The 25,213-nt window shown below is 67.1% G+C and carries 29 protein-coding genes and 1 pseudogene; 22 read left to right on the top strand and 8 right to left on the bottom strand.

Translation table 11 applies throughout. From position 1 onward, the window contains the following. Positions 1–10 precede the first annotated feature (10 nt). The 15 genes from atpD (at position 11) to BHE01S_RS19935 (ending at position 10,048) form a co-directional block, all read left to right on the top strand. The gene (gene atpD, locus BHE01S_RS20005; protein WP_084069028.1) at positions 11–1,507 is read left to right on the top strand and encodes a F0F1 ATP synthase subunit beta; all 1,497 of its coding nucleotides are present in this window, start codon (positions 11–13) and stop codon (positions 1,505–1,507) included. A gap of 10 nt (positions 1,508–1,517) precedes the next feature. Then, on the top strand, positions 1,518–1,976 hold the full coding sequence (locus BHE01S_RS20000; protein WP_042266959.1) for a F0F1 ATP synthase subunit epsilon: 459 nt from the start codon (positions 1,518–1,520) through the stop codon (positions 1,974–1,976). After that, positions 1,973–2,278 (top strand): AtpZ/AtpI family protein, encoded by a 306-nt coding sequence (locus BHE01S_RS19995; protein ID WP_042266958.1) that lies wholly within the window; start codon positions 1,973–1,975, stop codon positions 2,276–2,278. The genes BHE01S_RS20000 and BHE01S_RS19995 overlap by 4 nt, the downstream gene beginning before the upstream one ends. Beyond that, positions 2,271–2,546, top strand: coding sequence for an N-ATPase subunit AtpR (locus tag BHE01S_RS19990; protein WP_042266955.1), 276 nt, complete (start codon positions 2,271–2,273; stop codon positions 2,544–2,546). The genes BHE01S_RS19995 and BHE01S_RS19990 overlap by 8 nt, the downstream gene beginning before the upstream one ends. Next, the gene (locus BHE01S_RS19985) at positions 2,543–3,244 is read left to right on the top strand and encodes a F0F1 ATP synthase subunit A (protein WP_042266954.1); all 702 of its coding nucleotides are present in this window, start codon (positions 2,543–2,545) and stop codon (positions 3,242–3,244) included. Before BHE01S_RS19990 ends, BHE01S_RS19985 begins: the two co-directional genes overlap by 4 nt. After that, positions 3,241–3,486: a F0F1 ATP synthase subunit C gene (locus tag BHE01S_RS19980; protein ID WP_017774099.1), complete on the top strand. Its 246-nt coding sequence runs from the start codon at positions 3,241–3,243 to the stop codon at positions 3,484–3,486. Before BHE01S_RS19985 ends, BHE01S_RS19980 begins: the two co-directional genes overlap by 4 nt. A gap of 12 nt (positions 3,487–3,498) precedes the next feature. Beyond that, on the top strand, positions 3,499–4,248 hold the full coding sequence (locus BHE01S_RS19975) for a F0F1 ATP synthase subunit B family protein (protein WP_042266952.1): 750 nt from the start codon (positions 3,499–3,501) through the stop codon (positions 4,246–4,248). After that, on the top strand, positions 4,229–5,770 hold the full coding sequence (locus BHE01S_RS19970; protein WP_042266951.1) for a F0F1 ATP synthase subunit alpha: 1,542 nt from the start codon (positions 4,229–4,231) through the stop codon (positions 5,768–5,770). Before BHE01S_RS19975 ends, BHE01S_RS19970 begins: the two co-directional genes overlap by 20 nt. Further along, positions 5,767–6,636 carry a F0F1 ATP synthase subunit gamma gene (locus BHE01S_RS19965; protein ID WP_042266948.1) on the top strand — a complete coding sequence of 290 codons (870 nt, stop codon included), beginning with the start codon at positions 5,767–5,769 and terminating at the stop codon, positions 6,634–6,636. Before BHE01S_RS19970 ends, BHE01S_RS19965 begins: the two co-directional genes overlap by 4 nt. Before the next feature lie 78 nt (positions 6,637–6,714). Next, positions 6,715–7,365: a BON domain-containing protein gene (locus tag BHE01S_RS19960; RefSeq protein WP_042266947.1), complete on the top strand. Its 651-nt coding sequence runs from the start codon at positions 6,715–6,717 to the stop codon at positions 7,363–7,365. Positions 7,366–7,479: 114 nt separating this feature from the next. Then, complete coding sequence (locus tag BHE01S_RS19955; RefSeq protein WP_042266945.1) at positions 7,480–8,088, top strand: NAD(P)H-dependent oxidoreductase; 609 nt, start codon at positions 7,480–7,482, stop codon at positions 8,086–8,088. Between the two features lie 50 nt (positions 8,089–8,138). Next, positions 8,139–8,789, top strand: a complete 651-nt coding sequence (locus tag BHE01S_RS19950; RefSeq protein ID WP_042266944.1) for a BON domain-containing protein — start codon at positions 8,139–8,141, stop codon at positions 8,787–8,789. Between the two features lie 16 nt (positions 8,790–8,805). Beyond that, a complete protein-coding gene (locus BHE01S_RS19945) occupies positions 8,806–9,036 on the top strand; it encodes a hypothetical protein (RefSeq protein WP_042266943.1) in 231 nt (76 codons plus the stop codon). Then, entirely contained in the window at positions 9,033–9,482 is a 450-nt protein-coding gene (locus tag BHE01S_RS19940) for a CBS domain-containing protein (protein WP_042266940.1), read from the top strand. Before BHE01S_RS19945 ends, BHE01S_RS19940 begins: the two co-directional genes overlap by 4 nt. 41 nt (positions 9,483–9,523) lie before the next feature. Further along, positions 9,524–10,048 (top strand): flavodoxin family protein, encoded by a 525-nt coding sequence (locus BHE01S_RS19935; protein ID WP_052406005.1) that lies wholly within the window; start codon positions 9,524–9,526, stop codon positions 10,046–10,048. Between the two features lie 72 nt (positions 10,049–10,120). Here the strand turns inward: BHE01S_RS19935 and BHE01S_RS19930 are convergent, their stop codons facing one another. The 3 genes and pseudogenes from BHE01S_RS19930 to phaZ form a co-directional block, all read right to left on the bottom strand. Further along, on the bottom strand, positions 10,121–10,588 hold the full coding sequence (locus BHE01S_RS19930) for an ABC transporter permease (protein WP_245639790.1): 468 nt from the start codon (positions 10,586–10,588) through the stop codon (positions 10,121–10,123). A gap of 220 nt (positions 10,589–10,808) precedes the next feature. Continuing rightward, positions 10,809–11,015: pseudogene (locus tag BHE01S_RS39150) on the bottom strand (hypothetical protein); the annotation flags it as partial. Positions 11,016–11,053: 38 nt separating this feature from the next. Then, positions 11,054–12,298, bottom strand: a complete 1,245-nt coding sequence (gene phaZ, locus BHE01S_RS19925; protein WP_042266938.1) for a polyhydroxyalkanoate depolymerase — start codon at positions 12,296–12,298, stop codon at positions 11,054–11,056. 424 nt (positions 12,299–12,722) lie between these two features. On the opposite strand from phaZ, the gene BHE01S_RS19920 reads away from it, so the two are divergent. The 3 genes from BHE01S_RS19920 (at position 12,723) to BHE01S_RS19910 (ending at position 15,561) form a co-directional block, all read left to right on the top strand. After that, positions 12,723–13,376, top strand: a complete 654-nt coding sequence (locus BHE01S_RS19920) for a dienelactone hydrolase family protein (protein ID WP_042266936.1) — start codon at positions 12,723–12,725, stop codon at positions 13,374–13,376. Positions 13,377–13,469: 93 nt separating this feature from the next. After that, positions 13,470–14,183: a phosphoribosyltransferase gene (locus BHE01S_RS19915; RefSeq protein ID WP_042266934.1), complete on the top strand. Its 714-nt coding sequence runs from the start codon at positions 13,470–13,472 to the stop codon at positions 14,181–14,183. A 55-nt stretch (positions 14,184–14,238) separates the two neighbouring features. Beyond that, a complete protein-coding gene (locus BHE01S_RS19910) occupies positions 14,239–15,561 on the top strand; it encodes an erythromycin esterase family protein (RefSeq protein WP_042267030.1) in 1,323 nt (440 codons plus the stop codon). A 77-nt stretch (positions 15,562–15,638) separates the two neighbouring features. On the opposite strand, the gene groL is transcribed toward BHE01S_RS19910, so the two are convergent. Then, on the bottom strand, positions 15,639–17,234 hold the full coding sequence (gene groL, locus BHE01S_RS19905) for a chaperonin GroEL (protein ID WP_042266932.1): 1,596 nt from the start codon (positions 17,232–17,234) through the stop codon (positions 15,639–15,641). A 261-nt stretch (positions 17,235–17,495) separates the two neighbouring features. On the opposite strand from groL, the gene BHE01S_RS36890 reads away from it, so the two are divergent. Continuing rightward, on the top strand, positions 17,496–17,738 hold the full coding sequence (locus BHE01S_RS36890) for a hypothetical protein (protein ID WP_084069039.1): 243 nt from the start codon (positions 17,496–17,498) through the stop codon (positions 17,736–17,738). 104 nt (positions 17,739–17,842) lie between these two features. Here the strand turns inward: BHE01S_RS36890 and BHE01S_RS19895 are convergent, their stop codons facing one another. Further along, positions 17,843–18,343, bottom strand: a complete 501-nt coding sequence (locus tag BHE01S_RS19895; RefSeq protein WP_042266928.1) for a universal stress protein — start codon at positions 18,341–18,343, stop codon at positions 17,843–17,845. A gap of 234 nt (positions 18,344–18,577) precedes the next feature. On the opposite strand from BHE01S_RS19895, the gene BHE01S_RS19890 reads away from it, so the two are divergent. Then, positions 18,578–18,757 carry a DUF2964 family protein gene (locus tag BHE01S_RS19890; protein ID WP_042267027.1) on the top strand — a complete coding sequence of 60 codons (180 nt, stop codon included), beginning with the start codon at positions 18,578–18,580 and terminating at the stop codon, positions 18,755–18,757. Here the strand turns inward: BHE01S_RS19890 and BHE01S_RS19885 are convergent. The 3 genes from BHE01S_RS19885 to BHE01S_RS19875 form a co-directional block, all read right to left on the bottom strand. Continuing rightward, positions 18,741–19,211, bottom strand: a complete 471-nt coding sequence (locus tag BHE01S_RS19885) for a lipocalin family protein (protein ID WP_245639789.1) — start codon at positions 19,209–19,211, stop codon at positions 18,741–18,743. The genes BHE01S_RS19890 and BHE01S_RS19885 overlap by 17 nt on opposite strands. Positions 19,212–19,673: 462 nt before the next feature. Continuing rightward, entirely contained in the window at positions 19,674–20,213 is a 540-nt protein-coding gene (locus tag BHE01S_RS19880; protein WP_157025500.1) for a hypothetical protein, read from the bottom strand. Between the two features lie 776 nt (positions 20,214–20,989). After that, positions 20,990–21,829: a universal stress protein gene (locus BHE01S_RS19875; RefSeq protein WP_042266924.1), complete on the bottom strand. Its 840-nt coding sequence runs from the start codon at positions 21,827–21,829 to the stop codon at positions 20,990–20,992. A 544-nt stretch (positions 21,830–22,373) separates the two neighbouring features. Between BHE01S_RS19875 and BHE01S_RS19870 the strand changes: the two genes are divergently transcribed. Both BHE01S_RS19870 and BHE01S_RS19865 read left to right on the top strand, forming a co-directional pair. Then, complete coding sequence (locus tag BHE01S_RS19870; RefSeq protein WP_042266921.1) at positions 22,374–23,216, top strand: potassium channel family protein; 843 nt, start codon at positions 22,374–22,376, stop codon at positions 23,214–23,216. A 248-nt stretch (positions 23,217–23,464) separates the two neighbouring features. Continuing rightward, entirely contained in the window at positions 23,465–25,195 is a 1,731-nt protein-coding gene (locus tag BHE01S_RS19865; protein WP_245639793.1) for a PHA/PHB synthase family protein, read from the top strand. Positions 25,196–25,213 lie beyond the last annotated feature (18 nt).

Genomic DNA, 25,213 nt, shown 5'->3' with positions numbered 1-25,213 from the left:
CGTGCACACCATGAAAACCGATGCGCCGCTGAAGCAGGACGTGCCGAACAGTGACGCCTCGAACGACAATGCGGCCTCTGCACGGCGCGCCATCGGGCGCGTGAGCGCGTTGCGCGGCGCAGTGCTCGACGTCGTGTTCGAGACCGGGCCGCTGCCGTCTGTCGAAGACGCGCTGTCGATCGTTTGCGACGACGGGTCTCGCCTCATTGCGGAAGTCGAGGCGCATCTCGGTGCTACGGCGCTGCGCGCGCTCGCCTTGCAGTCCACGGCGGGTCTACGGCGCGGCGCGCGCGTCGAAGCCCTGGGCGGCCCCCTCGCGGTTCCCGTGGGCGACGCGGTGCTCGGCCGTTTGCTCGACGTGAGCGGGACGGCGCGTGACGGCGGAGCGCCGCTCGACGCCGGTGCCCCGCGCCGCCCCATTCACCGCGCGGCGCCGCCGCTTGCGTCCCTGCGCGGCAGCGCCGGGACGTTCACCACCGGCATCAAGGTGATCGATCTGCTCGCGCCGCTCGCGCAAGGCGGCAAGGCCGCGATGTTCGGCGGCGCGGGCGTCGGCAAGACCGTACTGTTGATGGAGTTGATACACGCGATGGTCGAGCGCTATCAGGGCATCTCGGTGTTTGCCGGGGTGGGCGAGCGTTCGCGCGAGGGCCACGAAATGCTCGCGGACATGCGGGCCTCGGAGGTCCTCGCACGCACCGTGCTGGTGTATGGCCAGATGAACGAGCCGCCGGGCGCGCGCTGGCGCGTGCCGCTCACGGCGCTCACGATCGCCGAGCACTTTCGCGACGAGAAGCGCCAGAACGTGCTGCTGATGATCGACAACGTGTTTCGCTTCGTGCAGGCGGGCGCCGAGGTGTCGGCGTCGCTCGGGCGCATGCCTTCGCGGGTCGGCTATCAGCCGACGCTCGCGAGCGAAGTGGCCGCGTTGCAGGAGCGCATCGTCTCGGTGGGCGATGCGGCGGTGACGGCCGTCGAAGCGGTCTACGTACCCGCCGACGATTTCACCGACCCCGCCGTGACGACCATCGCGGCGCACGTGGACAGCATGATCGTGCTCTCGCGCGCCATGGCTGCGGAGGGCATGTATCCGGCCATCGATCCGATCGCTTCGTCGTCGGTGCTGCTCGATCCGCTCGTCGTGGGCGCGGAGCACGCGGCGGTCGCGATCGAAGTGCGCCGGCTCATCGAGCATCATCGTGAACTGCAGGACGTAATCGCGCTGCTCGGCGTCGAGGAACTGGGCGCCGAAGACCGGCTGCTCGTGCAGCGCGCGCGCCGCCTGCAGCGCTTTCTCACGCAGCCGTTCGCCGTGACGCAGGCGTTCTCGGGACAACCGGGCCGCTCGGTCTCGATCGCCGACACGCTGGCGGGCTGCAAGGCGATACTCGCAGGCGACTGTGACGACTGGCAGGAGCGTTCGCTCTTCATGGTCGGCACGCTCGACGAAGCGCGCGAGAAAGAGCGCGCCTCCGCAACAGCGGCCACACCGGCCGCCCTTGCATAAGGGAGCAAGCATGGATGCCGCGCCGCTCGACCTGACGATCGCCACGCCGCTCGACGTGGTGGTGAATCATGAGGCCGCCGGTTCGGTGCGCGCCGAGGACGAGAGCGGCTCGTTCGGTATTCGGCCTGCCCACGCGGACTTCATCACGATGCTCGTGCCTTCGGTGGTGCGCTGGGTCGCGCCGGACGGGTCGCGGCACTACTGCGCGGTGGATGGCGGACTCATGACGGTGTCCGGCGGACGCCGGGTGGCCGTTGCTTGCCGCGAGGCGATCGTCGGCGATTGCCTCGAGCGGCTCGAGCACGAAGTCGCCCGCGTGCGCGCGGCGCAGCTCGATGCCGAGCGGCGCGTGCGCGTGGAGACCGTGCGCCTGCATGCGCAGGCCGTGCGGCAGATGCTGCGCTATCTGCGCGGCCCAGTCGTGCCGGATGGGCACGAGATCGCGGTGGCGCAGGAGCGTGGGCGATGAACGACCCGTCACCCGAGCCCAACCATATGGCGCGCGCCGCGCGCGATGCCGCCGGGCGCGAAGCGCGTGGCCGTGCGCAACCCGAGCCGTCGCTCGGCAGCCGGCTCGGGCAGATCGGCATTCTTGGCTGGACCATCGTGCTGCCCACGCTGGCGGGCCTCGCGATCGGCCACATGCTCGACCGGCTGTTCGGCACGCGCGTGTTCTTCTCGGCGCCGATGCTCATGCTCGGCGCGGCAGCGGGCCTCTGGTTCGCGTGGAAGTGGATGCATCGACAGGAACGGGGTGATAAGGATGACTGAGCACTCGACGATCTGGGCATGCGTGGCGGGTCTTGCCGCCGGCATCGCGGCCGGTGCGGCGCACTTCGCCGCGCTGAGCTGGAACGCGCGGTATTTTGCGGCGGGCAGAATCGGTCTCGCGCTTGGCGCGCAGGGCGTGCGCTGCGTGCTGACCGCGTTGCTCCTGTTCGCACTCGCGCGCGCAGGCATTCCCGCGCTGCTCTCGGGCATGGCCGGGCTGCTGCTTGCGCGCCATGCCGTGCTGCGCGCGGCGGTGCAGGCACGATGAAAGCCTCGCCTCTCGCCACGACGCCGCTCTGGCACCTGGGCGCGCTGTCGATCGCGGCGCCGGTCGTGGTCACGTGGATCATCATGGCCTGCATGGCCGCCGCCGCGGTGCTGCTCACGCGGCGGCTCACGCTCACACCTTCGAAGACGCAGACCGTGCTGGAACTGCTCGTCACGACGCTCGACAGCCAGATTCGCGACACCATCGAAGGCGACCCCGCCCCGTACCGCGCCCTGATCGGCACGCTCTTCGTATTCGTGCTGGCGGCGAACTGGTCGTCGCTGCTGCCCGGCGTCGAACCGCCGACCGCGCATCTCGAAACCGATGCGGCGCTCGCGCTGATCGTGCTTGCGGCGACCGTCTTTCACGGCCTGCGCACGCGCGGCCTGCGCGGCTACCTGGCGACTTTTGCCGAACCGACCTGGGTGATGATTCCGCTGAACGTCGTCGAGCAGCTCACGCGCACCTTCTCGCTCGTCGTGCGCCTCTTCGGCAACGTGATGAGCGGCGTGTTCGTAGTCGGCATCGTGCTATCGCTCGCGGGGCTGCTCGTGCCCATTCCGCTCATGGCGCTCGATCTCCTCACCGGCGCCGTGCAGGCCTATATCTTCGCGGTGCTGGCAATGGTATTCGTCGGCGCCGCGGCGGGCGGCGAGCGCGCGGGCCCCGGCCATCGCGCACAGGAAAACAAGCCATGAACCTCATCGAAATCGTCAGTATCGCGGCGGCCGCGCTCGCGGTGTCGTTCGGCGCCATCGGTCCCGCCCTTGCGGAAGGCCGCGCTGTCGCCGCCGCAATGGACGCCATCGCGCGCCAGCCCGATTCCGCGGGCACCGTCTCGCGCACGCTGTTCGTCGGCCTCGCGATGATCGAAACGATGGCGATCTATTGCCTCGTGATCGCGCTGTTGCTGCTGTTCGCCAATCCGTTCGTCAAGTAGCGGGCGAGTGCCATGCATATCGACTGGTCGACGCTCGCGCTGCAGACAGTCAATGCCCTCGTGCTGGTCTGGCTGCTCGGGCGCTTTTTGTTCCGCCCCGTGGCGGATATCGTTGCTGCCCGCCAGAAAGCGGCGCAGGCGCTGCTTGCGGATGCGCAGGCGTGCCGCCAGGCGGCGCAGACCGAGCAGGACGCCGCACGCGAGGAGACCGCGCGGCTCGCCGCCTCGCGCGACGCAGCGCTGCAGGCCGCCGAGGCGGACGCCGAACTGCACAAGGCCGCCCTGCTCGCACATGCACGTGCCGAAGCCGCGCGACTGCGCGCGCATGCCGGGCGCGAGATCGCCCGCGCGCGCGCCGCGCAGTCGCGCGCCATCGAGGACGACGCGGTGCGGCTCGCCGTGGAGATTGCGGGGCGCCTGCTCGACCGCATGCCGCCGCAGGCGCGTGTGCAGGGTTTCATCCGCGCTACGGCGGAGGCCCTGGCGAAGCTGCCGCCCGAAACGCGCGCCGAATTCGGCGCGCAAGGCGAGCCGCTCGCCGTGGCCGCGCCGCGCGCACTGAGCGCCGCCGAGCAGCAGGCTTGCGAGGAGGCGTTCGGTGCGGCCCTCGGGCGCCGCGTCAAACTGCGCGTGCGCGCCGACCCCACGCTGATCGCCGGGCTCGAACTCACGGGCGCGCACGCGGCGGTGCGCAACCATCTGCGTCACGATCTCGACGCCATTCGCGAAACACTGCTGGAGCATGACGGTGTGCGCGGCTGAGTCCGGAACGCAGAACTGGCTTGCGCGAGCGCAAGACGCACTCGCGCGCGTGCACCTTTCGCCCCAGGCACAGACCAACGGCAGCGTGGCGAGCGTGGCCGACGGCGTTGCACGCATCGCCGGGCTCGCCGATGTCGCGCTCGACGAAACCGTGCGCTTCGCGAGCGGCGCGACGGGCTATGTCCGGACCCTCGACGCCGATTTCGCAAACGTGGTGCTGCTCGAAGGCGCGGCGGCCGTGGCAGCCGGCGAGCGCGTCGAGCGCACCGGCGCCGTGGTTCACATACCCGTGGGCGAGGGGCTGCTCGGGCGCGTGATCGATCCGCTCGGACGGCCGCTGGACGGCGGCGAGCCGCTCGCCGCCGAGGCGTGGCTGCCGGTGGAGCGCCCGGCGCCCGCCATCGTCGAGCGGGATGCCGTGAGCGAGCCGCTCGAAACAGGCGTGCTGATCGTCGACGCGCTGTTCGCGATCGGGCGCGGCCAGCGCGAACTCATCATCGGCGACCGGGCGACGGGCAAGACCTCGCTCGCCGTCGACGCGATCGTCAACCAGCGCTCGAGCGACGTCATCTGCGTGTACATCGCGGTGGGCCAGCGCGCCACGGCGGTGCAGCGCGTGATCGACGCCGTGCGCGCGCGCGGCGCGCCGCAGCGGTGCGTGTTCGTGGCGGCGCCTTCGTCGGCTTCGCCCGGCATGCAATGGATCGCGCCGTTCGCGGGCTTCTCGGTCGCGGAGTATTTCCGCGGCCGTGGCCAGCACGCGCTCGTCGTGATCGACGATCTTTCGAAGCACGCGGCCACGCACCGCGAGCTGGCGCTGCTCACCGGCGAGCCGCCCGGGCGCGAGGCATACCCCGGCGACATCTTCTATCTGCACGCACGACTGCTAGAGCGTGCGGCGAAGCTGAACCCGCAACTGGGCGGCGGCTCGCTCACCGCGCTGCCGATTGCCGAGACCGACGCGGGCAATCTCTCCGCCTACATTCCGACCAACCTGATCTCGATCACCGACGGCCAGCTCGTGATGGACGCGGCGCTCTTCGCATCGAACCAGCGGCCGGCCGTCAACGTGGGGCTGAGCGTGAGCCGCGTGGGCGGCAAGGCGCAAGTGCAGGCGCTACGGCAGGTAGCGGGGCGGCTGAGGATCGACTATGCGCAGTTCCTCGAACTGGAGATGTTCGCGCGTTTCGGCGGCCTGACCGACGCGCGCGTCAATGCGCAGATCGCGCGTGGCGAACGGATTCGCGCATTGCTCGCGCAGCCGCGCTTGAGCCCGCTTGGCACCGCCGCGCAGGTCGCGCTGCTCGGCGCACTCGCCGAAGGCGAATTCGATGCGTTGCCTGTCAGTGCCGTCGCACAGATCCGCGAGCGTTTAACGCAAAGCGGCGCGCACACGACAGATAATGATTCGGAACGCGAACTGTCCCAAGGCGTTGCCGCGTTGCGCGAGCGGGTGCGCGAACATATCGCCGGCATGGTGGCCGGCGCGGGCAGTGTCGCGCGCGGCAAGGGGGCTGCATGAGCGGCAAGCTCGGCGAGATCGAAGCGCGAATTGGCGCGACCCATCAACTCGAAGCGGTGGTCGGCGCCATGCGTGGGATTGCCGCGGCGCGCTCGCACGACGCGCACGCGAGGCTCGCGGGAATCCGCGCTTGCGCGGCGGCGGCCGGGGCCGCGATCGGGGACGTCCTCGCCTTCAGCCCGTCGGGCGCGTCGACTGGCACGATGAAAGAGGACGACGAGCGCGCCGAGGTGCGTATCGTCATCGGCGCGGAGCAGGGCTTCGTTGGCGGCCTCAACGACCGGATTGCGGAGGCGGCGCTGCGCCTCCCTCGCGGCCTCCCCGGCCATTGCCTGCTGGTCGGCACACGGCTCGTGAGCGCGTGTGCGGAGCGTGGCCTCGTAAAGGCCTGGTCTGCCCCGATGGCCGCGCACCCGGCAGCCGTTCCTCATCTCGCGTCCCGGGTGTCCGATGCGCTCTATGCACGACTTGCCGATGGGGCGCGCGCGACACGGGTAACGATCACGCACGCGCTGCCAGGCGAGTCGCGGCTGCGCATCGCGCAGCGCACGCTCATTCCATTCGATTTCGCGCGCTTTCACGTGACGCCGCGCGCGCTGCCGCCGCTTGTCAACGTGCCGCCCGTGCGGCTTCTGGCGAGGCTCGTCGAACTTTACGTATCGCTCGAACTGTGCGAAGCGTTGATGCTCGCGTTCGCCGCCGAGAACGAGGCACGCGTGCGCGCAATGCTCGCGGCGCGCACGAACGTGCAAGCGCGGCTGGCCAGTCTTTCGCAACAGTATCGGGCGATGCGCCAGGACGAGATCACCGCGGAAATCGTCGAGCTGACCACGGGACGTCAGGCGGCGCGCCGCGCGATGGATTGATCGACATCAGCCGCGCGGCGTTGCGCCGAGCGATGCTTGAAGCGGCGCAATGAGCAGCACGCTCGACAGGAGGCGGTGATGAAAACCGATGAAGTATTGAGAGATGAGGTGGCATGCGAACTCGCGTGGGATCCCGAGGTGGATGTCTCGCGTGTCGATGTCGGCGTTAAGGACCGTATCGTAACGATTTCGGGCACGGTGCCCGGCTACGCGCAAAAAATGGCCGTCCGGCGAGCTGTCGAGCGCGTGGCCGGGTGCCGCGCAGTCGTCATCGAACTTGCGGTTGAGCGGCCACCAAGGGTTCAGCATTCGGACGTCGATCTCGCCGAAGCCATCATGGTTGCGCTGCGCTGGCAGGCGGGTCTCGCCGAGAACCAGGTTCACGTCGAGGTGGAGCGCGGCTGCGTGACGCTCGTTGGCGACGTGGACTGGGGCTATCAGCGCAATCTGGCCGAGAAAGTGGTGAGCCGCATGCGCGGCGTGATGGGCGTGGTCAACCGGATTGCCGTGCGCAACAGCGACGCCGTGGCTCACGTCGGCGAGCATATTTCGGCCGCGCTCGCACGCCGCGCGCAGCGGGAGTTCGCGGGCATTCATGTCGCGGTCGACGACGGCGTAGTGACGCTGAGCGGCAAGGTGTCGTCGCTGCGCGACCGGCGAGCGGCATGTGGCGCCGCCTGGGCGACGCGCGGCGTGCGCCGCGTCGTGGACGAGCTGGTCGTCGAGTGAACTGGGGGACCGGCAGGGGATCCCCGCATGATTGACATGTGTCAATCGGCTAGCGGCTGGCGCGCGCACGATGAAGCCTGTTCGTGCAGCGGTTTTTTGAAAGGAGCCACCGCCATGCAGAAACATCTGATCGTGGTCGCGCATCCCGTGGAAGACAGCTTCACGATGAGCGTGACCTGTGCCTACCTGGGGGAGCTGGTTCGCATCGGCCATGACGTGCGTGTCCACGACCTGTACCGCATGGGGTTCAATCCCGTGCTGTCCGCCGAGGAATTGACCGAAGGAAGCGACGTGCACGTGCGCATGGCAGACGTCGTGATCGCGCAGAAAGACGTGCTTGCGGCGGACGTCGTGACGGTCGTCTATCCCCTCTGGTGGATGGCGATGCCGGCGATGATGAAGGGCTATATCGACCGCGTGTTTAGCCGGGGCTTCGCGTACGAGACCCAGCCGGACGGCGTGCACGGCTTGCTGTCGGGGCGTCGCGCCGTCGTGGTGACGATCTCGGCCGCGCCACTGGCCTCGTTCGTGCAGGATGGCCGGTGGCAAGCGATGCAGTTGCTGCAGGACACGCACGTTTTCCGCGCATCCGGTTTCGATGTGATCGGGCATCTGCATTTCGACGAAGTCGGCCCGGCAATGCCTCCCGCCACGGCCTCCGCCAACCTCGCGCGGGTGCGTGAATTCGTCCGCGGGCATTTCGCTTCGGTACCGGCGGCGTGAATCCCGGGTGAAGCGAAACGGCGGCGGAACGTAATGAGGAGTGGACTGCAATGAAATCGGATCTGGAAATCAAAGGTGACGTAGAAGCTGAGATCGCATGCGACCTGTCGATCCAGCCGGCGTCGATCGGCGTTGAGGTGTCGAACGGCGTCGTGACGCTCTCGGGGCATCCGGCGAGCTACGCGGCGAAGCTCGCCGCGCAAAGGGCGACTGCCCGGGTGGCCGGCGTGCGCGGGATCGCCGTGGAGATGGCGGTGCGCGTTCCGCGTCACGAAGCGCGCAGCGACGAGGACATCGCGAACACGGCGCGCGCGATCCTCGAATGGACCGTCGGCGTCAACCATCAGGACGTCCAGGTCGAAGTCGAGAAGGGGTGCGTCACACTGCTCGGCGAGTGCGAGTGGGGCTATCAGAGTCACGCCGCGCAACAGGCAATAGCGCATCTGCTCGGCGTAACCGGCGTGAACAACAAGATTCGCATTCGCGGCGCGACCTCGGCCGAAGACATCGCACGCGGAATTCGCGACGCCATTGGGCGGCACGGCGAGCGCGAAGCGAAGCACGTCGAGATCAAGATCGACGGCGGCACGGTCACCCTGACCGGCAAGGTTGCTTCGTACGCCGAACGCAAGCTCGTCTACGGCGCGGCCAAGGCGACGCCGGGCGTGCACACGATCGTCAACCTTCTGAACGTCGATTGAGACAGGGAACCCCGCCATGTATCGCTTCTTTCGTCGATTCGAGCGGCTGGCGTTCGGGATCGTGACGGCCTCGGCCATCGTCTGTGCAGGCGTGCTCGTCGTCCACCGGTTCGGTGACGCGCTGGGCGCGGACTTCTTGCCCCAGCATGCCCAGAGCGCGAGCGTCCCGTTCGCGCTCGTGTGTGAAGACGGGAGCTATGTTGGCTCGTGTGAAGAATTGCTTGCCGTATGGAAGGATGTGCAATGAACGCTGCCACGCTTTGTACACGCGAGGTCGCCACCTGCGACCCGCACACATCCATCGTCGAAGCCGCGGCGAGAATGCGCGCGCTGCACGCAGGCGATCTGGTGGTGGTGCAGGAAAAGGAGGGCGTGCGCGTGCCCCTCGGCGTGCTGACCGATCGGGACATCGTGCTGGCCGTGGTGAGCCCGGACGCGGAGGCGGGCGAGCTGTACGCCGGCGACGTGATGTCGACGCCCGCGTGGATCGCAGAAGGCGCCGACGACGTCTGGCTGCTCGCGAGGCGCATGCGCCTGCATGGCGTGCGCCGGCTGCCCGTGGTCGGCGAAGACGGCGGGCTGATCGGCATCGTTTCGCTCGACGATCTGCTGCATGCGGCCGCGAGCCTGCTCGACGAGCTGCGTCTTGTCGCGGCGCGCCAACCGCATCTCGAAGAGAAGCGCCGCGCATAGCGCGGTGCGGTTCGCATCGACGAAACTGAATGGAGGCGGCCTTGAACGCACCATCACGAATTCTCGTGGTCTTCTATTCGCGCAGCGAGACGACGGCGGAGCTTGCCGGGCGGCTCGCCGCCGAACTCGAAGGGGATTACGAACGGCTGCGCGAGGTTGAGTTACGGCGCCGTGCGGGCCCTTTGGGTTTCCTGCTTTCGATCCTCGACGTGGTCCGCCGGCGCCCCGCCCACCTGCTGCCGATGACGCATGCGCCGGCCGATTACGACGTCGTCCTCATCGGTACGCCGGTGTGGGCGGCGCGCGCCTCGGCGCCGGTTGCGACGTGGCTTTCGCTGCACTGGGACCAGATGCGCACGGTGGCATTCTTCTGCACGATGGGCGCACGCGGCAGCGAAGACGCATTCGAGCAGATGACGCAGCTCGCGCGGCGTGCGCCGATCGCGACCTGTGCTGTCTCCGCGCAAGACATGCGCACCGACGCGGTAGTCGAGAAGGTTTCCCGCTTCGTGCAGGCGATCAAGGAGGCACTCGCCGCGCGCGAGCGTGAGACAGCGGCCAGATGAACCGTGCGTAGGAGCAAGGTAGGCCGGAGCAGCGTTTTGAATTTCATGTGCCCGCTTCTGCGCCTGTGTGCATCAACGTGCCAGATCGGGATAGAGCCGGGCGCACACGGCGACGAGCACGGCGAGCGTAAGCGCGAGCACCGCGGCGTCCAGTATGAGCCCGGGGCCTGCAGCGCTCGCGAAGCCCGGCAACAGTAGCCGCCGCAGTGCATCGACCTGATAGGTCAGCGGGTTGGACTGGGAGATGATCTGCAGCGCGCGTGGCATCAACGAAGTGGGATAGATCGCATTGCTTGCGAAAAAGAGCGGCATCGTCAGGACTTGTCCGACACCCATAAAGCGTTCTCGCGTCTTCACGATGCAGGCGATGATGAGCGAGAAGCTAGAAAAGACGGCCGCGCCGAGCACGACGAAGAACGCCACACCTGCCATCGAAAGCGGGTCGATGCGCAGATGCACGCCGATCGCGAGCGCGAGCAGCATGATGACCGCGGCCTGCACGAGCGCGCGCACGCCGCCGCCAAGCGACTTTCCGAGCACGAGGGTTTTCGCCGCGAACGAAACCAGCGGCGCGCGGCGGGCACAAGTGTTCGGCTTCCTCGAGGTAATGCGTGGTGAGCAAGATTGCGGCGTTGAAGCGCGACTTCAGCCGCTCGACCTGCTCCCAGACCGACTGTCGTGCGACGGGATCGAGCCCGACCGTCGGTTCGTCGAGAAAGAGCACGCGCGGGCGGTGCCGGGTGGATTGAGCGATTTCGAGCCGGCGGACCATGCCGCCCGAGTAGGTCTTTACGAGCCGGTGTGCGGCTTCCTTCAACCCCATGAAGGCGAGGGCACGGCCAATGCGCTCCGCTCGCCCGGCGCGTGGAGGCGGTCGGTGGCGGCGGAGGGAACTGCTTGCATGGTGGCAGCCGCGACCCGGTGTCGGTTGATCTGGCTCAAGGAGGCGCTGGACCAGGCGGCGCACCTGCGTGGCTTGGGCGCCGGTGACGTGTTCGCCCTGGATCAGGCCGATTTGACCGCGGCCGCCACCCGGGCCGCCTCTGCGCGTCCGAAAGCCGCCTGCAGCGCCGGGTGCACGTCGTTGCGCCAGCGTTCGCCCGTAAACAGCCCGTAATGATCGCAACCCTCGACGTCGAGCCGTTGGCGCGCTGCTGCCGCAATGCCGCTGCACATCGCCAGGGCCGCATGCGTCTGTCCGGCGCCGGTGACGGCATCGTGCGTGCCTTCGACGGTCAGCAGTTCGACGTCCCGCAGCGCCGCAGGGTCGACGAGCGTACCGCCTACACGCCATGCGTGCTGTGCGAGCATGGCGCGATGGAACACGATGTCCACGGTATCGAGAAAATATTCGGCCGGCATGTCGAGCAGCGCGGTGTACTCGATCAACGCGCGGCGCGCGTCGGCAAACGCGCGGGTGTCGCCGCGCGAGGTAGCTTGCGCGTAGCGATCGACCAGCGCAACGTAACGGTGCGGATAGACAACCGCGATTTCAGCCTGCTGCAGGTAGGTCGGAAACACGTGCCGGCCTTGCCCGGCGAACCCGGCCGGCACGATGTCGATCAGGTGTCGCTGGCACCAGCCGAGCGAATGCGACTCGGCCGCGAGACCGAGCGCGCTCGGATGGATACGCGTGTCCAGCGGGCCGCCAATGAGCGTGATGCTCGCGGGCGGCGCGCAGCCGCGCTGCGCGCGCAGCGCCAGTGCCCCGAGCGCGGGAAACGTGGACTGGCAGACGGCGACGATGTGCAGCGGCCGCTTGTTCCCGGCAAGCCGGTCGATGAATGCGTCGAGCATTGCCACGTACTCGTCGAGGCCGAAACGGCCGGCGGCGAGCGGCACGTCGCGCGCGTTGATCCAGTCGGTGAGATAGACGTCGCCGTCGGCGAGGAGGGCCTCGACGGTCTCCCGCATCATGACGGCCGCATGACCGGCCAGCGGTGTACACAGCAGGACCGCGCGCGTGGCACGCGCGCGCGAAAAGCACCGCAGGTCGCAGAACGGCGTATGCGCGACGATATGTTCGTCAACATCGCAATGCCTCCCATCGAGCGCGATGGAGCGGATCGCGAACGGTGGCGGCGCCTCCGCGAGGCCGAGCAGGGGTTCGAACAGGTCCGCATAGCAGGACGAGGCGGCATGCGCCAGCGGCGGCGCGGGCCACACATCGCATGCATGCCGCGCGTACTGCGCCGCAGCGTGCCATGCGCGCATCCATTCACGCTGTTGTTCGACAAGGGCATACCACATTGTTGACCTCGGGCCAGCTGATTCCGGCTAGCGGAATTCCAGGATTTCGCGAGCCGACGAGCGCATCGTACGCGCAAGCGGCGGAAGCGGCCTCGTAAGCGAACGCGTGTCCAGCACGTCCGCTCTTTCCCGCCATCCGCGTCGCGCCTGATTGGCGTTGTAGCGGCGCCCAGACGGGCTCGATTACAGCATGGACGGCTGGGTCGCAGGAGCGTTGATCCAGGTCAGCGTGTGTCCTCCCAGAGGAGGAGAGCAGGTGATTGATCGAAGTCAATGGGCGAAGCGGCGCAGACACGATGATCCAGGCAAAGGGGGCGCTTGGTGCGCACCGCGATGTAAAGAACTGGAACGGCATGGAAGAAGCCCAACGCGATGGTGCCCGGCACGCGATGCCGGCGCGCGTAGGCGATCCCGGGAGAGACAGATGCAAACCCTGCAGGTCGAGATTCCCGTTGATTACGTGAAACTGGGCGGAATCCTCGAGATTCCCGGCGACGCGCGCGGCGTCGTGGTGTTCGTGCACGGCAGCGGCAGCAGCCGCTTCAGCCCGCGAAACGCTCGCGTGGCAGCCGGTTTGCAGCGCAAGGGTTTTGCGACCCTGCTGTTCGATCTGCTGACGCAGGACGAGCAACGGCATGACGACGTCGACGCCACGTACCGCTTCAACATCGCGCTGCTGGCGCGCCGGCTCGTCGCGACGCTTGTATGGCTGCGTCAATGGGCGGATGTCGCAACGCTGCCTGTCGGGCTCTTCGGAGCGAGCACGGGCGCCGCGGCCGCGCTCGTCGCGGCGGCGCAGACTGACAACGTGCGTGCCGTCGTGTCGAGGGGCGGGCGGCCGGACCTCGCGAGGACCGCGCTCGCCTCGGTCGCTGCGCCAACGCTGCTGATCGTCGGCGAACGCGACACGGACGTCATCCGCCTGAACCAGAGAGCCGCCGGGCAGCTGACCTGCGAGCACAGCATGGCGATCGTGGCCGGCGCGACCCATCTCTTCGAGGAACCCGGCGCGCTCGAAGAAGTGACGCAGCTGGCTGCCGGCTGGTTTGAACGCTGGCTGGCCAAAGCGCCGCTCTGAACGCGCAGCGCTGCTGCGCCGCGTGCAGGCCCGCAGTTCGAGCTTCGCCGGCATGGAGAGGACTGGCGGTTCAACGCATACAGGACATCGACCATGAGTGACATATTTCGTAATCGCACTGACGCCGGCAAACAGCTTGCCGCGGCATTGCATCGTTATGCCGGCCACACAGACGTCGTCGTGCTGGCGCTGCCGCGCGGCGGCGTGCCGGTTGGCTATGAAGTGGCGCGGGCCTTGCGCTGCCCGCTCGATGTGCTTCTCGTGCGCAAGCTCGGCGCGCCCCATAACCCCGAGCTGGCGATGGGGGCCATCGCGACCGGCGAGGCGATCTACCTCAACGATTCGGTGCTGCGCGCACTGCATGTGAGCGAGGAACAGGTTCTGGACGCCATCGCACGCGAACGCATCGAGCTGCGCCGTCGCGAGCTGGTCTACCGGGGCCAACGGCCACCTGCTGCCGTGCAGGGCAAGACCGTCATCGTCGTGGATGACGGCATGGCGACGGGATCGACCATGCATGCCGCCCTCGACGCGCTGCGCACGCGGCACCCGAAGCAGATCGTCGTCGCCGTGCCCGTGTGCCCAGCCGGAGCCGAAGCCCGCTTCGACCCGGTCGCGGACGACTTCGTCTATGTGATGCGGCCGGACTGGTTCATGGGTATCGGGCAGTTTTATGCCGATTTCACGCAGACAAGCGACGACGAGGTGCGAACCTGTCTCGACGCCGCGCGGGAATGGCAGCAGCAGGCCTTGCCCGGCGATGCTGACGGTGCGCGCACCGCTGCGCCAGGAAACGACGCGGCCTGATCATGCGGGTTTCCTCGCACCGGCGTTTTCGTATCCCGCCTGGAGAGACTTCATCATGCAACCATCGAAAACACCATTCCTTACGGTCCGATCGCTTGGGCAGCGTCTGAACGGCAATAGTACGGACTACGATTCGCTTATGGAAATGGTTCGCGGCCGCGATCTGGTCCTGCTCGGCGAGGCGACCCACGGTACCGCCGAGTTCTACCGCATGCGTGCGGAAATCACGCTGCGCCTCATCGCCGGGTACGGTTTCGACACTGTCGCCATTGAAGGCGACTGGCCTGACGCGTGGCGCATCAACCGGTTCGTGCAGGACGAGGGGGCTGACGACGCTACGACGGCGCTCGATGACTTCGAGCGCTTCCCCGAGTGGATGTGGCGCAATCGGGAAGTTCGCGACTTCATTGCTGCGTTGCGCGAAATCAACGCGACGCGGGCCCAGCAGCAGCGCGTAGGCGTGTACGGTCTCGATCTGTACAGCCTCTACCGGTCTGCCGACGCGGTGATCCGCTATCTGGAAGACGTGGATCCAGGCGAAGCCGCGCAGGCGCGCGAGCGTTATGCGGCGCTGGACCACGTGCGCGAGCCGCAGGCCTATGGCTACGCGGTGGCGCTTGGCGCGCGGCCCGCCGCGCACGCCGGCGCGGTGCGGCAGCTTCTGCAACTGCGTGCCGACCAGTTCGATTACCTCTCGCGCGACGGCACCGACGCGCTCGACGCGCAGTTCTTCGCCGAGCAGAACGCGCAGGTGGTGGTCAACGCCGAGGCCTACTACCGCGGCATGTTCAGCAGCCGGCTGAACACGTGGAACCTGCGCGACGCCCATATGGCCAATACGCTATTCGCGCTGGCCCGTTACCGCGTGCGGCGCGGCGGCAGCGGCAAGGTGGTCGTCTGGGCGCACAACTCGCATCTTGGCGATGCCCGCGCCACCGAGTCACGGCGCCGCGGCGAGTGGAATCTGGGCCAGATCGTGCGCGAGAGCGCGCAGCATCGGGCGTTGCTGGTGGGCTTCACGACTTACACCGGGCACGTGTCGGCGGCTTCGCGCTGGGACGGCGAGGTCGAGCAGAAATGGGTGCGCCCTGCGCTGCAGGGAAGCTGGGAGCATTTGTTTCACGCCACGGGCTACGACCGCTTCTTCCTGCCGATGCAGGACGACACCTCGCGCGCCCTCGACGAGCCCCTGCTCGAGCGTGCGATCGGTGTGCTGTATCTTCCGCAGACGGAACGGCAAAGTCACTATTTCGAAGCCAAACTCGCCTCGCAGTTCGATGCGCTTTTTCACCTCGATGAAACCAGCGCGGTCGAGCCGCTCGAACCTGCGGCAGGCTGGCACAGGCGGGAAGGGAGCACCGAGACGCCTCTGGTATAGACGACGTCGCGCCGCTCGATGTCCCGCACTGGCGTGGTCGAACTCTGTATCCAGGGCCGGAATGCGGACGTCCCGGGTCATTCAGCGGGTTCGTAACCCGAACCGGCTGGCCGGGCGATCATGCAGTCCGTGGTGAGCAGCAGGGAAGCAATCGATACCGCGTTCTGCAATGCGGTGCGCGTGACCTTCAGCGGATCGACGACGCCCGCCGCCATCATGTCGCCAAAGGTGCCGCGCGCGGCGTCGTAGCCCCACGCATCCTGCCCGGCGCTCACGGTGTGCACGACCACCTGGGCATCGGCGCCGGCGTTTTCGGCAATCTGGCCGAGCGGCGCCGCCAGCGCGTCATGGACGATCTTCGCGCCGGCCCGCCCGGTTTCGTCGGCGCCGAAGTCTTCCAGAACCGATCTCGCGCGCAGCAGCGCGACGCCGCCCCCCGGCACGATGCCTTCCTCGACTGCCGCACGCGTGGCATGGAGCGCATCCTCGAAGCGGTTCTTGCGTTCGTGCAGCGCCGTTTCCGTGGCCGCGCCGACGCGGATGACGGCCACGCCGCCCGCGAGCCGCGTAAGGCGGCGCGTGAGCGCGTCGCGTTCGTTGCCGGGGCCGAGTTGATCGACGCGCGCGCGCAGCGCGCCAATGCGCTCTTCGAGGCGGGTCCGGTCGCCGCGTGCCTCGACGATTGTCGTGGTGTCGCGTGCGATCTCGACACGCCGCGCGGTGCCCAGATCGTCGAGCGTCGCATGCTCGAGCGTGCGGCCCGTTTGCGGCGAGATGACGGTGGCGCCGGTCAGCGTGGCAAGGTCGTTCAGCGTCTCGCTGCGCCGCTCGCCGAACTCGGGCGAGCGCACCGCGCATGACTTCAGCGTCCCGCGCAGATGGTTGACCACGAGCGTGGCCAGGGCCTCGCCCTCGATTTCGTTGGCCACCACGAGCAGCGGCTTGCCCGTCGCGCTGAGCGCTTCGAGCAACGGCAGCATCTGCGCAATCGAGCTGATGGTCGCGTCGCATAGCAGGATGCGCGGCTCCTCGAGCACGACTTCACGCGCGTCGTCGCCGACAAAGAGCGGTGAGGCGTAGCCGTGCCCGATCAACGAACCTTCGACCGTCTCCAGTTCGTCCTCGAGCTTCGAGCCGTCCTCGATGCTGATCGCGCCGTCCCGTCCCACTCGCTCGACGGCCTGGGCGACGATAGCGCCGATGCTCGCGTCGCCGCTTGCCGAAATCGTGGCGATATGGCGCACCTCGTCGGTACCTGCGCATGGGCGCGCCAGCTCGCGCAGCCTCGCGACGACACGCTGGCCGGCGGCCTCGATTGCGCGGCGCAGCGCCATCGGGTCGAAGCCCGCCGCGACATACTTGTTGCCCTCGACCATGATGGCCTGGGCGAGCGTGGTTGCCGTGGTCGTACCGTCGCCCGCGAGTTCGCTGGTCCGTGTGGCGACTTCGCGCAGGAGGCGCACACCCATCTCCTCGAACGAATCGGGCACGGTGACCGAACCGGCCACGACGACACCCGAGTTCGCGATGAGCGGCGTGTCGCCGCTGCGTTCGACGATGACGTTGCGCCCGCCTGGGCCGAGCGTGACTTTCACAGCCTCGGCGAGCGCGTTGACGCCGTCGAGAAGGCGCTGGCGAGCGGCCTGGTGGAATACGAGCGTTTTGCCTGTCACGACGGACCTCGCTGTTCGGGAGCGCGGGAACGGGGTTCAGCGCAAAGGCTCGCCGTCGCGCAGCGTGCGTTTGCCTCAGACCCTCGTGTATCGCCCAACACTACGGCGCTCAGGACGACGTCAATTGACGTGCATCAACGCTTCGGGACTTCGCGAGGAAAGAATGGAGCATCGGATGGAGGGGGACGGCTCGGCTTGAGCGCGGCTCTCACATCGATGAAGGGTCGAGGATGCGATTTCGCTCGCGCGATGGAGGCGAACATGATCAAGAACGTGGGTACCGCTGAGAGCATTCGTTTAGAAGTTCTGCGCAGAGTTCAGGAAAGCGCTGATCTTGGCGACAGCTGCCGTGATTGCGACATCCCGGTTCCGCGCAAGGTCGATCCAGCGCAGAACGGTGGCTGCAATTGGGTCATCGACGAGCTTCGCGGGGTTGCGCAGGAGTGCGTTGCGCCTTTGAAAGCGGTGATTGCGGAAATGATGCGCGAATATGATCTGGGATGAGATCGCGTACGCCGGGGAATACGGCGCCACATGACAATCGCCGGCACCAGGAACACGGTATCGGCGCGCCGGATCGTGGCTGCCCGCGTCGCTGCCGAGGTGCCTCAGGCCAGCATGTGCGCCGCGCGATCATCCGGAGTGTTTTGCTGAGCCTCGGCCGCCCGCAACGGCACCAGGAGCACAGGGCAGTGAGCGAGGCGCAGGACGCGTTCCGCCACACTGCCGAGCACGAGCCTGCGTACGCCGCGGCGGCCGTGCGTGCCCATGGCGATCAGGTCCGCATGCCAGTCCTCGGCGATGCGCACGATGCACTCGGCAACGCCCTCAGCGCCCAGTTCGACTTCGGCCGCGTGCGGCGTGCCTTTCATCGCGTCTTTTGTCATGCGCGCCTGGGCGTCGGCGCAGACGATCCGGCTTTGTTCGATGCACGCGTCCCTCGCGATCGAAGGATCAAAGCCCGGTACCTCGAACGCGATAACGGGGACGTCGATCACGTAAAGGGGCAGCAGCTCCGCGCCGGTGCCCTGCGCGAGGTTGATCGCGGCATCGAGCGCGGCGAAGGCGGTCTCGCTACCGTCGAGCGGGACGAGAATGCGGTTGTACATGGTGTCCTCCTGGCGCAATGCGGGTGAGTGGCTCAACTCAATCGTGTCTTCGCAGGCAGGTCATGGCTTGACGCATGTCAAGCGGCACGCGCCGATGCGCCGCAAAATCGATTGGCCGGTGCCGGACGGGCGCTCGTGACCGTCCGCGCAGGCCGGTATTGCCTGACTTGCCTTAACCGGAGGTGACATGCCCAGCGTTCTTCTCGTGCCGTTGCCGCGCCTCAGGTGCGCATCATGATCCGTTCCGAATTCAGAATCGTGCTCGCCACGATTGCCATTTTCGCGGCGCTTGTCGGACTTTATCTGGTGCTCGACGGTCTCGTGTTCGACGCATGGGCGACGTTTCGCTACGGAGCCGCTACGCTGATCATCTGCGTGGCCGGGTTCGTTCTGCTGCTCAACGCGGGGCCATGAAACCCGGCTGGCCGATCTGCCCGGGGTGTTGCGGAACACGCCGCAACCCTTCGGTGTGGAGACCCATTCCCTCTAGCCGGCGTACCAGGCCGGCGTATACATCGTCATCCATGTCCGGCGTCCGGGACAAAATCCAGATGGGGCTGCCATCCTCCTCGCAACGCACGGTGTAACGGTAATCGGGGTCCACGTAGACCGTGAGGACCACCACGTTGAAGGGCCACAAGATCGTCACCCGCCACTTTCCGCCGCCGCTGCCGGGCACCACGCTCGCGACCAGCGTGCCGCCCGTCACCGGCTGATCGAAGCCGTAGCGCCTGCCGAAGTAGTTGTCGTCGATCCTGCCGTCCTTGCGCAGTTCCCAGTCCGCGTAGCTGCCGACGTATTCACGTTCGTTCAGGTAAGGCACCGTGGCGATCGTGTACCAACGGCCCATGTAACGCGTCAGGTCCACTGGCACGGGCTGCAATGCGGGAAGCGAGGTTTGGCTGGGGACTGCATCGGAGGCGTTGCCCGATGTGCGGGTTGCGCAAGCCACGAGGAGAAAAACGACTGCGGCCACGGCCGCCGGGCGCAGGAGCCATGCTGTGGCTGGCCTGGCTCCTGTCGCGGCGCGTGCTATCTTCCGTCGATCAGGCGAGTCGCGGTGCGGTGGCATCATATTCGGGTTGCGTCCGTCGTGCGATGGATACCCGCGATGCAAACGCGCGCAGAGGCGGCTGACCACGTCACGCACGTTGCGCGCTCCAGAAAAGGGGGCTGCGTCTCACGATCGGCCTACCGTCAGGTAGATCTGCGCGACACGGCTGCAGGCCGGATCGGTACACGCGTCGCATGGCCGGAGCGCATGCCGGGGCGGGAGGGCCGCCACACGACCGCGCTTCGAGCACAGTGTGACGGGTGCACCCACCTTGCGTCAGTCGGCCCTCGCATGTCGCTTCAGTCGCGCGCCGCGTCCCAGGCCGTGCAAAGGGTAACGAACTCGCACATGCGCAAGACTCGCCGCCATAGACGGCACAGCATTGGCTTGCGGGGCGACGAACGCAGCGTGCGCATGGCGTGCCGATGTCGAGCTTGCGGCGCGACGTAGTCTGGGACTTGCCGTGGCGCCTACGGGCCGCCAGGGCAACGGCATGTGGGCGTCGAACACCAGACGGCCGGGCTGCAACCTCGTGTGATCGCGCGCGGTCACCTGCTTCACGAGTCCGATCAGATCGACTGCGCGCGCGAGGCGCGCAGCATTGAGACGCCCCGACGCGAAAAGAGGGAGATCGGCGCCAGCCGGCAGCGCGTGACAAACTTCGATATGGCAGACGCCGCTCGTTTCGTTCAGCGTCATGAGCACGTCATAGTGCCGGCGGTGGTGTCGACCACCGCGGTAGCGAAAGCAGAACTTCGCGGGATCGTCGCCGCTGGCGGCAGCCGTGATCTTCGGCATGGTGGGGAGGGTTCGCACGGTCGTGGGCTCCAGTGATGGCTGACTTGCTGAAATGCCGGCGATTCGCGCCGGCCATTTCGTCTATTCGACCGCCGTGCTGGCTGGCCGCGTTTGACCTGTGTCAACGCCTTCGCAGCCGCGCTGCCGTCGAAGCGCCCGTGCCGGATCGACATTGGTACCGACACGGGCCCGTGCGAAAAGCAGCCCTTGCACGCGGCGCTCACCGGCATCGTCATCGCGGCGCCCGTCAACGGGCTTGCATCGAGCCGACGGTGAGGCGCGTCGTGCTTGTGGTGCATCGCTTACGTGGAGATTCCGATTTTCCTACATCACTCTCGGACGGCGCTGATTGGATCCCTTGCGGGTAAGGACAATACTGAAGGCATCGGCTCGGCGATTCGCGTCGGACCGTCAGTCAGCGTGATGAAGGAAGGGGACAGCGATGAACGAGCACCGTGCATCTTTGCGCTCACTTGTAGACAAATGGCTTGCCCCGACGCCGTCGATGCCGGGATGCGTGACGAATTTCGGTCATATCGCGTCGTCGCATTTGCGCTATGTGCGCCTCGTAGGGGGGGCGCCAAGCGCGCCGCGGGCCATCATCTTCTTCCGTCATGACGATGGCTCGTGGTACGTATTTCCGCCTTTCCGTGCGCGCCCGGCGATGGGACTGTGCTACTGCAGCAGATGAGCGGCGCCGCCTTTTGCCGCGGTTCAGCGCCCATCGATGTCGACGTCGCCCATGACGGTTTTCTCGCGACGGTGCGGCGGGCGACTTGCCTTCGCGCAGTCGTTCAGTGAGACATCAATACCGGCAATGTCATCGAAGAAAGAATCGCGCGCGTGACGCCACCAAGGACGAACTCGTGAAACCTCGCGTGACCGTAGGCACCCGCGACGAGCAGGTCGTATTCGCCATCGCTCGCGAATTCGAGCAGGGCTTCGCCTGTCGATATCGCCGATGAACGAGCGAAGCGCGCAATGTCCACGGGGGGCGCAACGTGTCGCTGGAGCATCGCTGCGACGTCAGCGCACGATGCTTCGGTCGGCCCCGGCTTGAACGCCGTGGAGACGGCAGCGACCGTGACACGCGTCGCGCACGCGAGAAGCGGAATCGCGTCGCGAATGGCGCGAGCTGCCTCGCGGCTGCCATTCCAGGCGATCAGCACCCGGTCGCCAACGGCCTCGAAGGAGCCGGTTTCCGGTATCAACAGAACGGGGCTGCCGGCACCGAGCAGAACCGTCTCCATGAAATTGTCCGCCACATAGGACTCAGGGTCCTTCGGTCCGGATTGCCCAAGTATCACCAGGTCCGAGGTACGGCTGGCCTGCATGACCGTGGTGACGGGAAAGCCGTCCGGTGCAGTCCATACGCCTCGCACCTGGGCACGCGTCAGTTCTGTGCGAAACAGCCGTTCTGTCTCGCCTCGTTTCTGCGTGAGAAATTTGCGGTGAGCGTCGTAGAGGTCGGCCGCGCCCGTCATGGCGTAGAAGCCCACTGGATGCGGATCGAACAGGGTAAACACGCCGTCCAGAAAGGCATCGAATTTTCGGGCGAGCTTCAGCGCGAACGAGAGCCGCGTATGGGCGCCTGTGCTCGTGTCGAGGTGGACCATCACGGTCTTGTAGGTCATCGTGGATCTCCAGCCGCAGCAAAACGTCACCGATAACGAGTTCCTGGCGCGTGCGAGCAGCCCGCAAGCCCGATAGGTGGATAAATAACTGGATATACGAAGTGATTAATCGGCTAGCGCAGTCCAGCAGGCGCACCGGTGCGTAGATGCGCCCCGATACCGCCAGGATAGACCGGAATGGAGACCGGCATGCGCCGGCCGCCTCGGCATCCAGTTCGGAACTCGCGGATCCTGTGTGAAGGCTAGGGCGGGCCACGAAGCGCAGATTGATATAGGTCAAGCGACGATCGGTGCCTCCTTCTAATGTCTATGCAACGAGAGGGTCGGGTGCGCGAGCGCCCATGCGATGCATGGTGCGCCAGGCGCGCGGCTATCAGGAGCCGGGCTATCCGTTTCACTTCATTGAGGAGCAATTCTGAGCCGCCTTCCGATATCCCCGTCGGCATGAGGAGGCAGGCATGACCTGCGATGAAATCCGGCCTGCAGCGCAAACGCAAACGCAGACTTCAGGCCGCCGAGCCTTGCATAACGAGGGGTACGGCAAATGAGTGTCGGCTGGCACAAGGCAGGACTCGGGGGCGTCGACTCGCACGACGGAGCCGCTGCACAGCACGCGTGGACACACGCTCGCTGGGTTTTGCTTGCGGGCTGCCTGATTGCCATTCCGGCCTTCTACGTCGAACTGCTCGCGACGACAGGTTCGATGCTGCTGACCGCGCGCGTACTCTACGGTGCCGCGGCGGTGGCGTGCGCAGCCGCCGTTGCGCGGACTGCGTGGTCGAGCCGCAAACCCGCACGGTTTCTGGATCGCAATGCCTTCGATGTGGCGATCGCTTGTGGCGCGCTCGTCAGCATGATCGGCGGAGCGAATCCCTGGTCTTCCCTCGAATGGGTGCTCAGACTCGCGTTCATGGCGATGATTGCGCTACGTATCGTCGTGGCCCTGCGCACCTGTTTCGAACCCAATCGCCTCGCGCTGCTTCCGCTCGCGGGCGCGACCGTTCTGTTGCTTGGCGGCGCAGGGTTTTATGCGCTGGAGCCGCGGGTGCACAGTTATGCCGAAGGGCTGTGGCTCGCATTCGAAAGCAGCGCCACAGTGGGCTATGGCGACATCGCGCCGACAACGCCCGCCTCACGTGTTTTTGCCGTGTTCGTCGTGCTGCTCGGCTACGGCATGCTTTCACTGGCATTCGCCGGCATTGCCGCGTGGCTCATCGGCAAGGAAGAGCGGCGCCTCAGGCGCGAGATGCATCGGGATATCAAGGCGCTGCATGCGGAAATCATTTCGCTGCAGCGCGAGCTGGAAGGGCTGCGGGATACGCTCGCGCCGAGCCGCAACGGTGCGCAACGAGGAGACAACGCGGGCCGTCAGAGCGGAGCCGGTTGATCGCACGAGGCGGGGCGTGCAACCGCATCGTCCACGCTTCGTCCCGCCTGTCCGGCGCTCGCATGCTTGATTCAGATCAATCGCCACCTTTCCCGGCCAACGCACAGTAGTGCGGTTGACGCCGCCGGCCATACCGCCCACGGACGGCCTGACGAACGAAGAGTGCGCCCATCATGACCGATTCCGCTGTTAGCGACGCCGAGCCCTTGCATGTGAGCCGGGCCATTCAACGGACGCCCGCGCGCGCCATGGAGTGCCGGCAGCCGGACGACTCGCCTTCCGATCAGTGGAACCGCGCGGCCCACGCGAGTCTGGCCGTGGCGACCTTCGGCCTTTCGCCGCTCGCGCTCATGCTGGCCGCGTTCGACTGGGCGGGGCACCTCGCGGTCTCACCGGGAAAATGCTTCGACCTTGCGACGCACGGATGGCTTGCGGCAACGTTTCTATCGCGGTTGCGCCCCGCCGGTGACGAAGCGCAGGAGGACGGGATGACGGTGTACGCCGGTCGCGCCGACCCGCGTTTTACCGCCGCCGCATGGTCGCACTGGCCGTTCCAGATGTACCGTGACGCGTTTCTGGCGGTCGAGCGCTGGTGGTGCGAAGCGACGCGCGGGGTTCCGGGCGTCGAGCGGCACCACGAGGAACTGGTTGGCTTCGCGGCGCGCCAATGGCTCGACGCGTGTTCGCCGGGCAACTTCATCGCGACCAATCCCGAGGTGTTGCAGGCCACGGTGCGCAGCGGCGGCGCCAACCTTGCTGCGGGCCTGCGCAACTGGCTCGACGACGCGAACGCCATGGCCGACACCCTGCGGGGCACGCGCGCACGCGTGGCACAGCCCTGGATTCCGGGGCGCGACGTCGCAGTGACGCCAGGGCGGGTCGTCTGGCGCAACGCGCTGTGCGAACTGCTGCAGTATGCGCCCGCGACACCGGATGTCACGCGCGAGCCGATTCTGATCGTGCCGTCCTGGATCATGAAGTACTACATCCTCGACCTGCAACCGCACAACTCGCTGATCCGGTTTCTGGTCGAACAGGGCTACACGGTGTTCGCGCTATCGTGGCGCAACCCAGGCCCACAGGCGCGAGATCTCGGCCTCGACGACTACCTGCGCGACGGCTTCCTCGCGGCGCTCGAAGCGGTTCGCGCCCGCTGCGGCGAGCCGGTCCACGCGCTCGGCTACTGCCTCGGCGGAACGCTGCTCGCGATCGGGGCGGCGGCGCTCGCACGCGACGGGCGGCGCGACATGCTGCGCTCCATCACGTTGCTGGCCGCGCTCACCGATTTCAGCGAGCCGGGCGAACTCGGCTTGTTCATCGACGCAAGCGAACTCGCCGCGCTCGACGCGCTGATGTGGCGGCAGGGCTATCTGGACGGCGCGCAAATGTCGGCGGCGTTCCAGTTGCTCAACGCGCGCGACCTGATCTGGTCCCGCATGATGAGCGAGTATCTGCTGGGCCGGCGCACAAAGCCGAACGACCTCATGTCGTGGAACGCCGACACGACGCGCATGCCGTACCGCATGCACAGCGAATATCTCACCCATCTCTTTCTCGACAACGATCTCGCGGCGGGGCGCTATTGCGTGGATGGACAGCCCATCGCGCTCTCGGACATCCAAACGCCGATGTTCGTCGTCGGGACCGAGCGCGATCACGTTTCGCCGTGGCGCTCGGTCTACAAGCTGCATCTGCTCACGCACAACGCGCTCACGTTCGTCCTCACGTCGGGCGGCCATAACGCCGGCATCGTGTCCGAGCCCGGCCACCCGGGGCGCTACTTCCGGTGCGCGACGCGCGAATGGGGCGCGCCGTACCGCAGCGGCCACGAGTACATGAGCGACACACCCGTGATCGACGGTTCGTGGTGGACCTGCTGGTGCGACTGGCTGCGCGGGCACTCGACGGGCGAGGTTCCGGCGCGCACGCCGGAAGCCGGGATTGGGCCGGCGCCCGGCGAATACGTGCTCGAAACATGAACGCACGCTGCCAGTCAG

The sequence above is a fragment of the Paraburkholderia heleia NBRC 101817 genome, assembly GCF_000739775.1.
GTDB classification, from domain to species: domain Bacteria; phylum Pseudomonadota; class Gammaproteobacteria; order Burkholderiales; family Burkholderiaceae; genus Paraburkholderia; species Paraburkholderia heleia.
The sequence above is the reverse complement of the archived record's forward strand: the minus strand, read 5'-3'. Positions and strand labels throughout refer to the sequence as shown.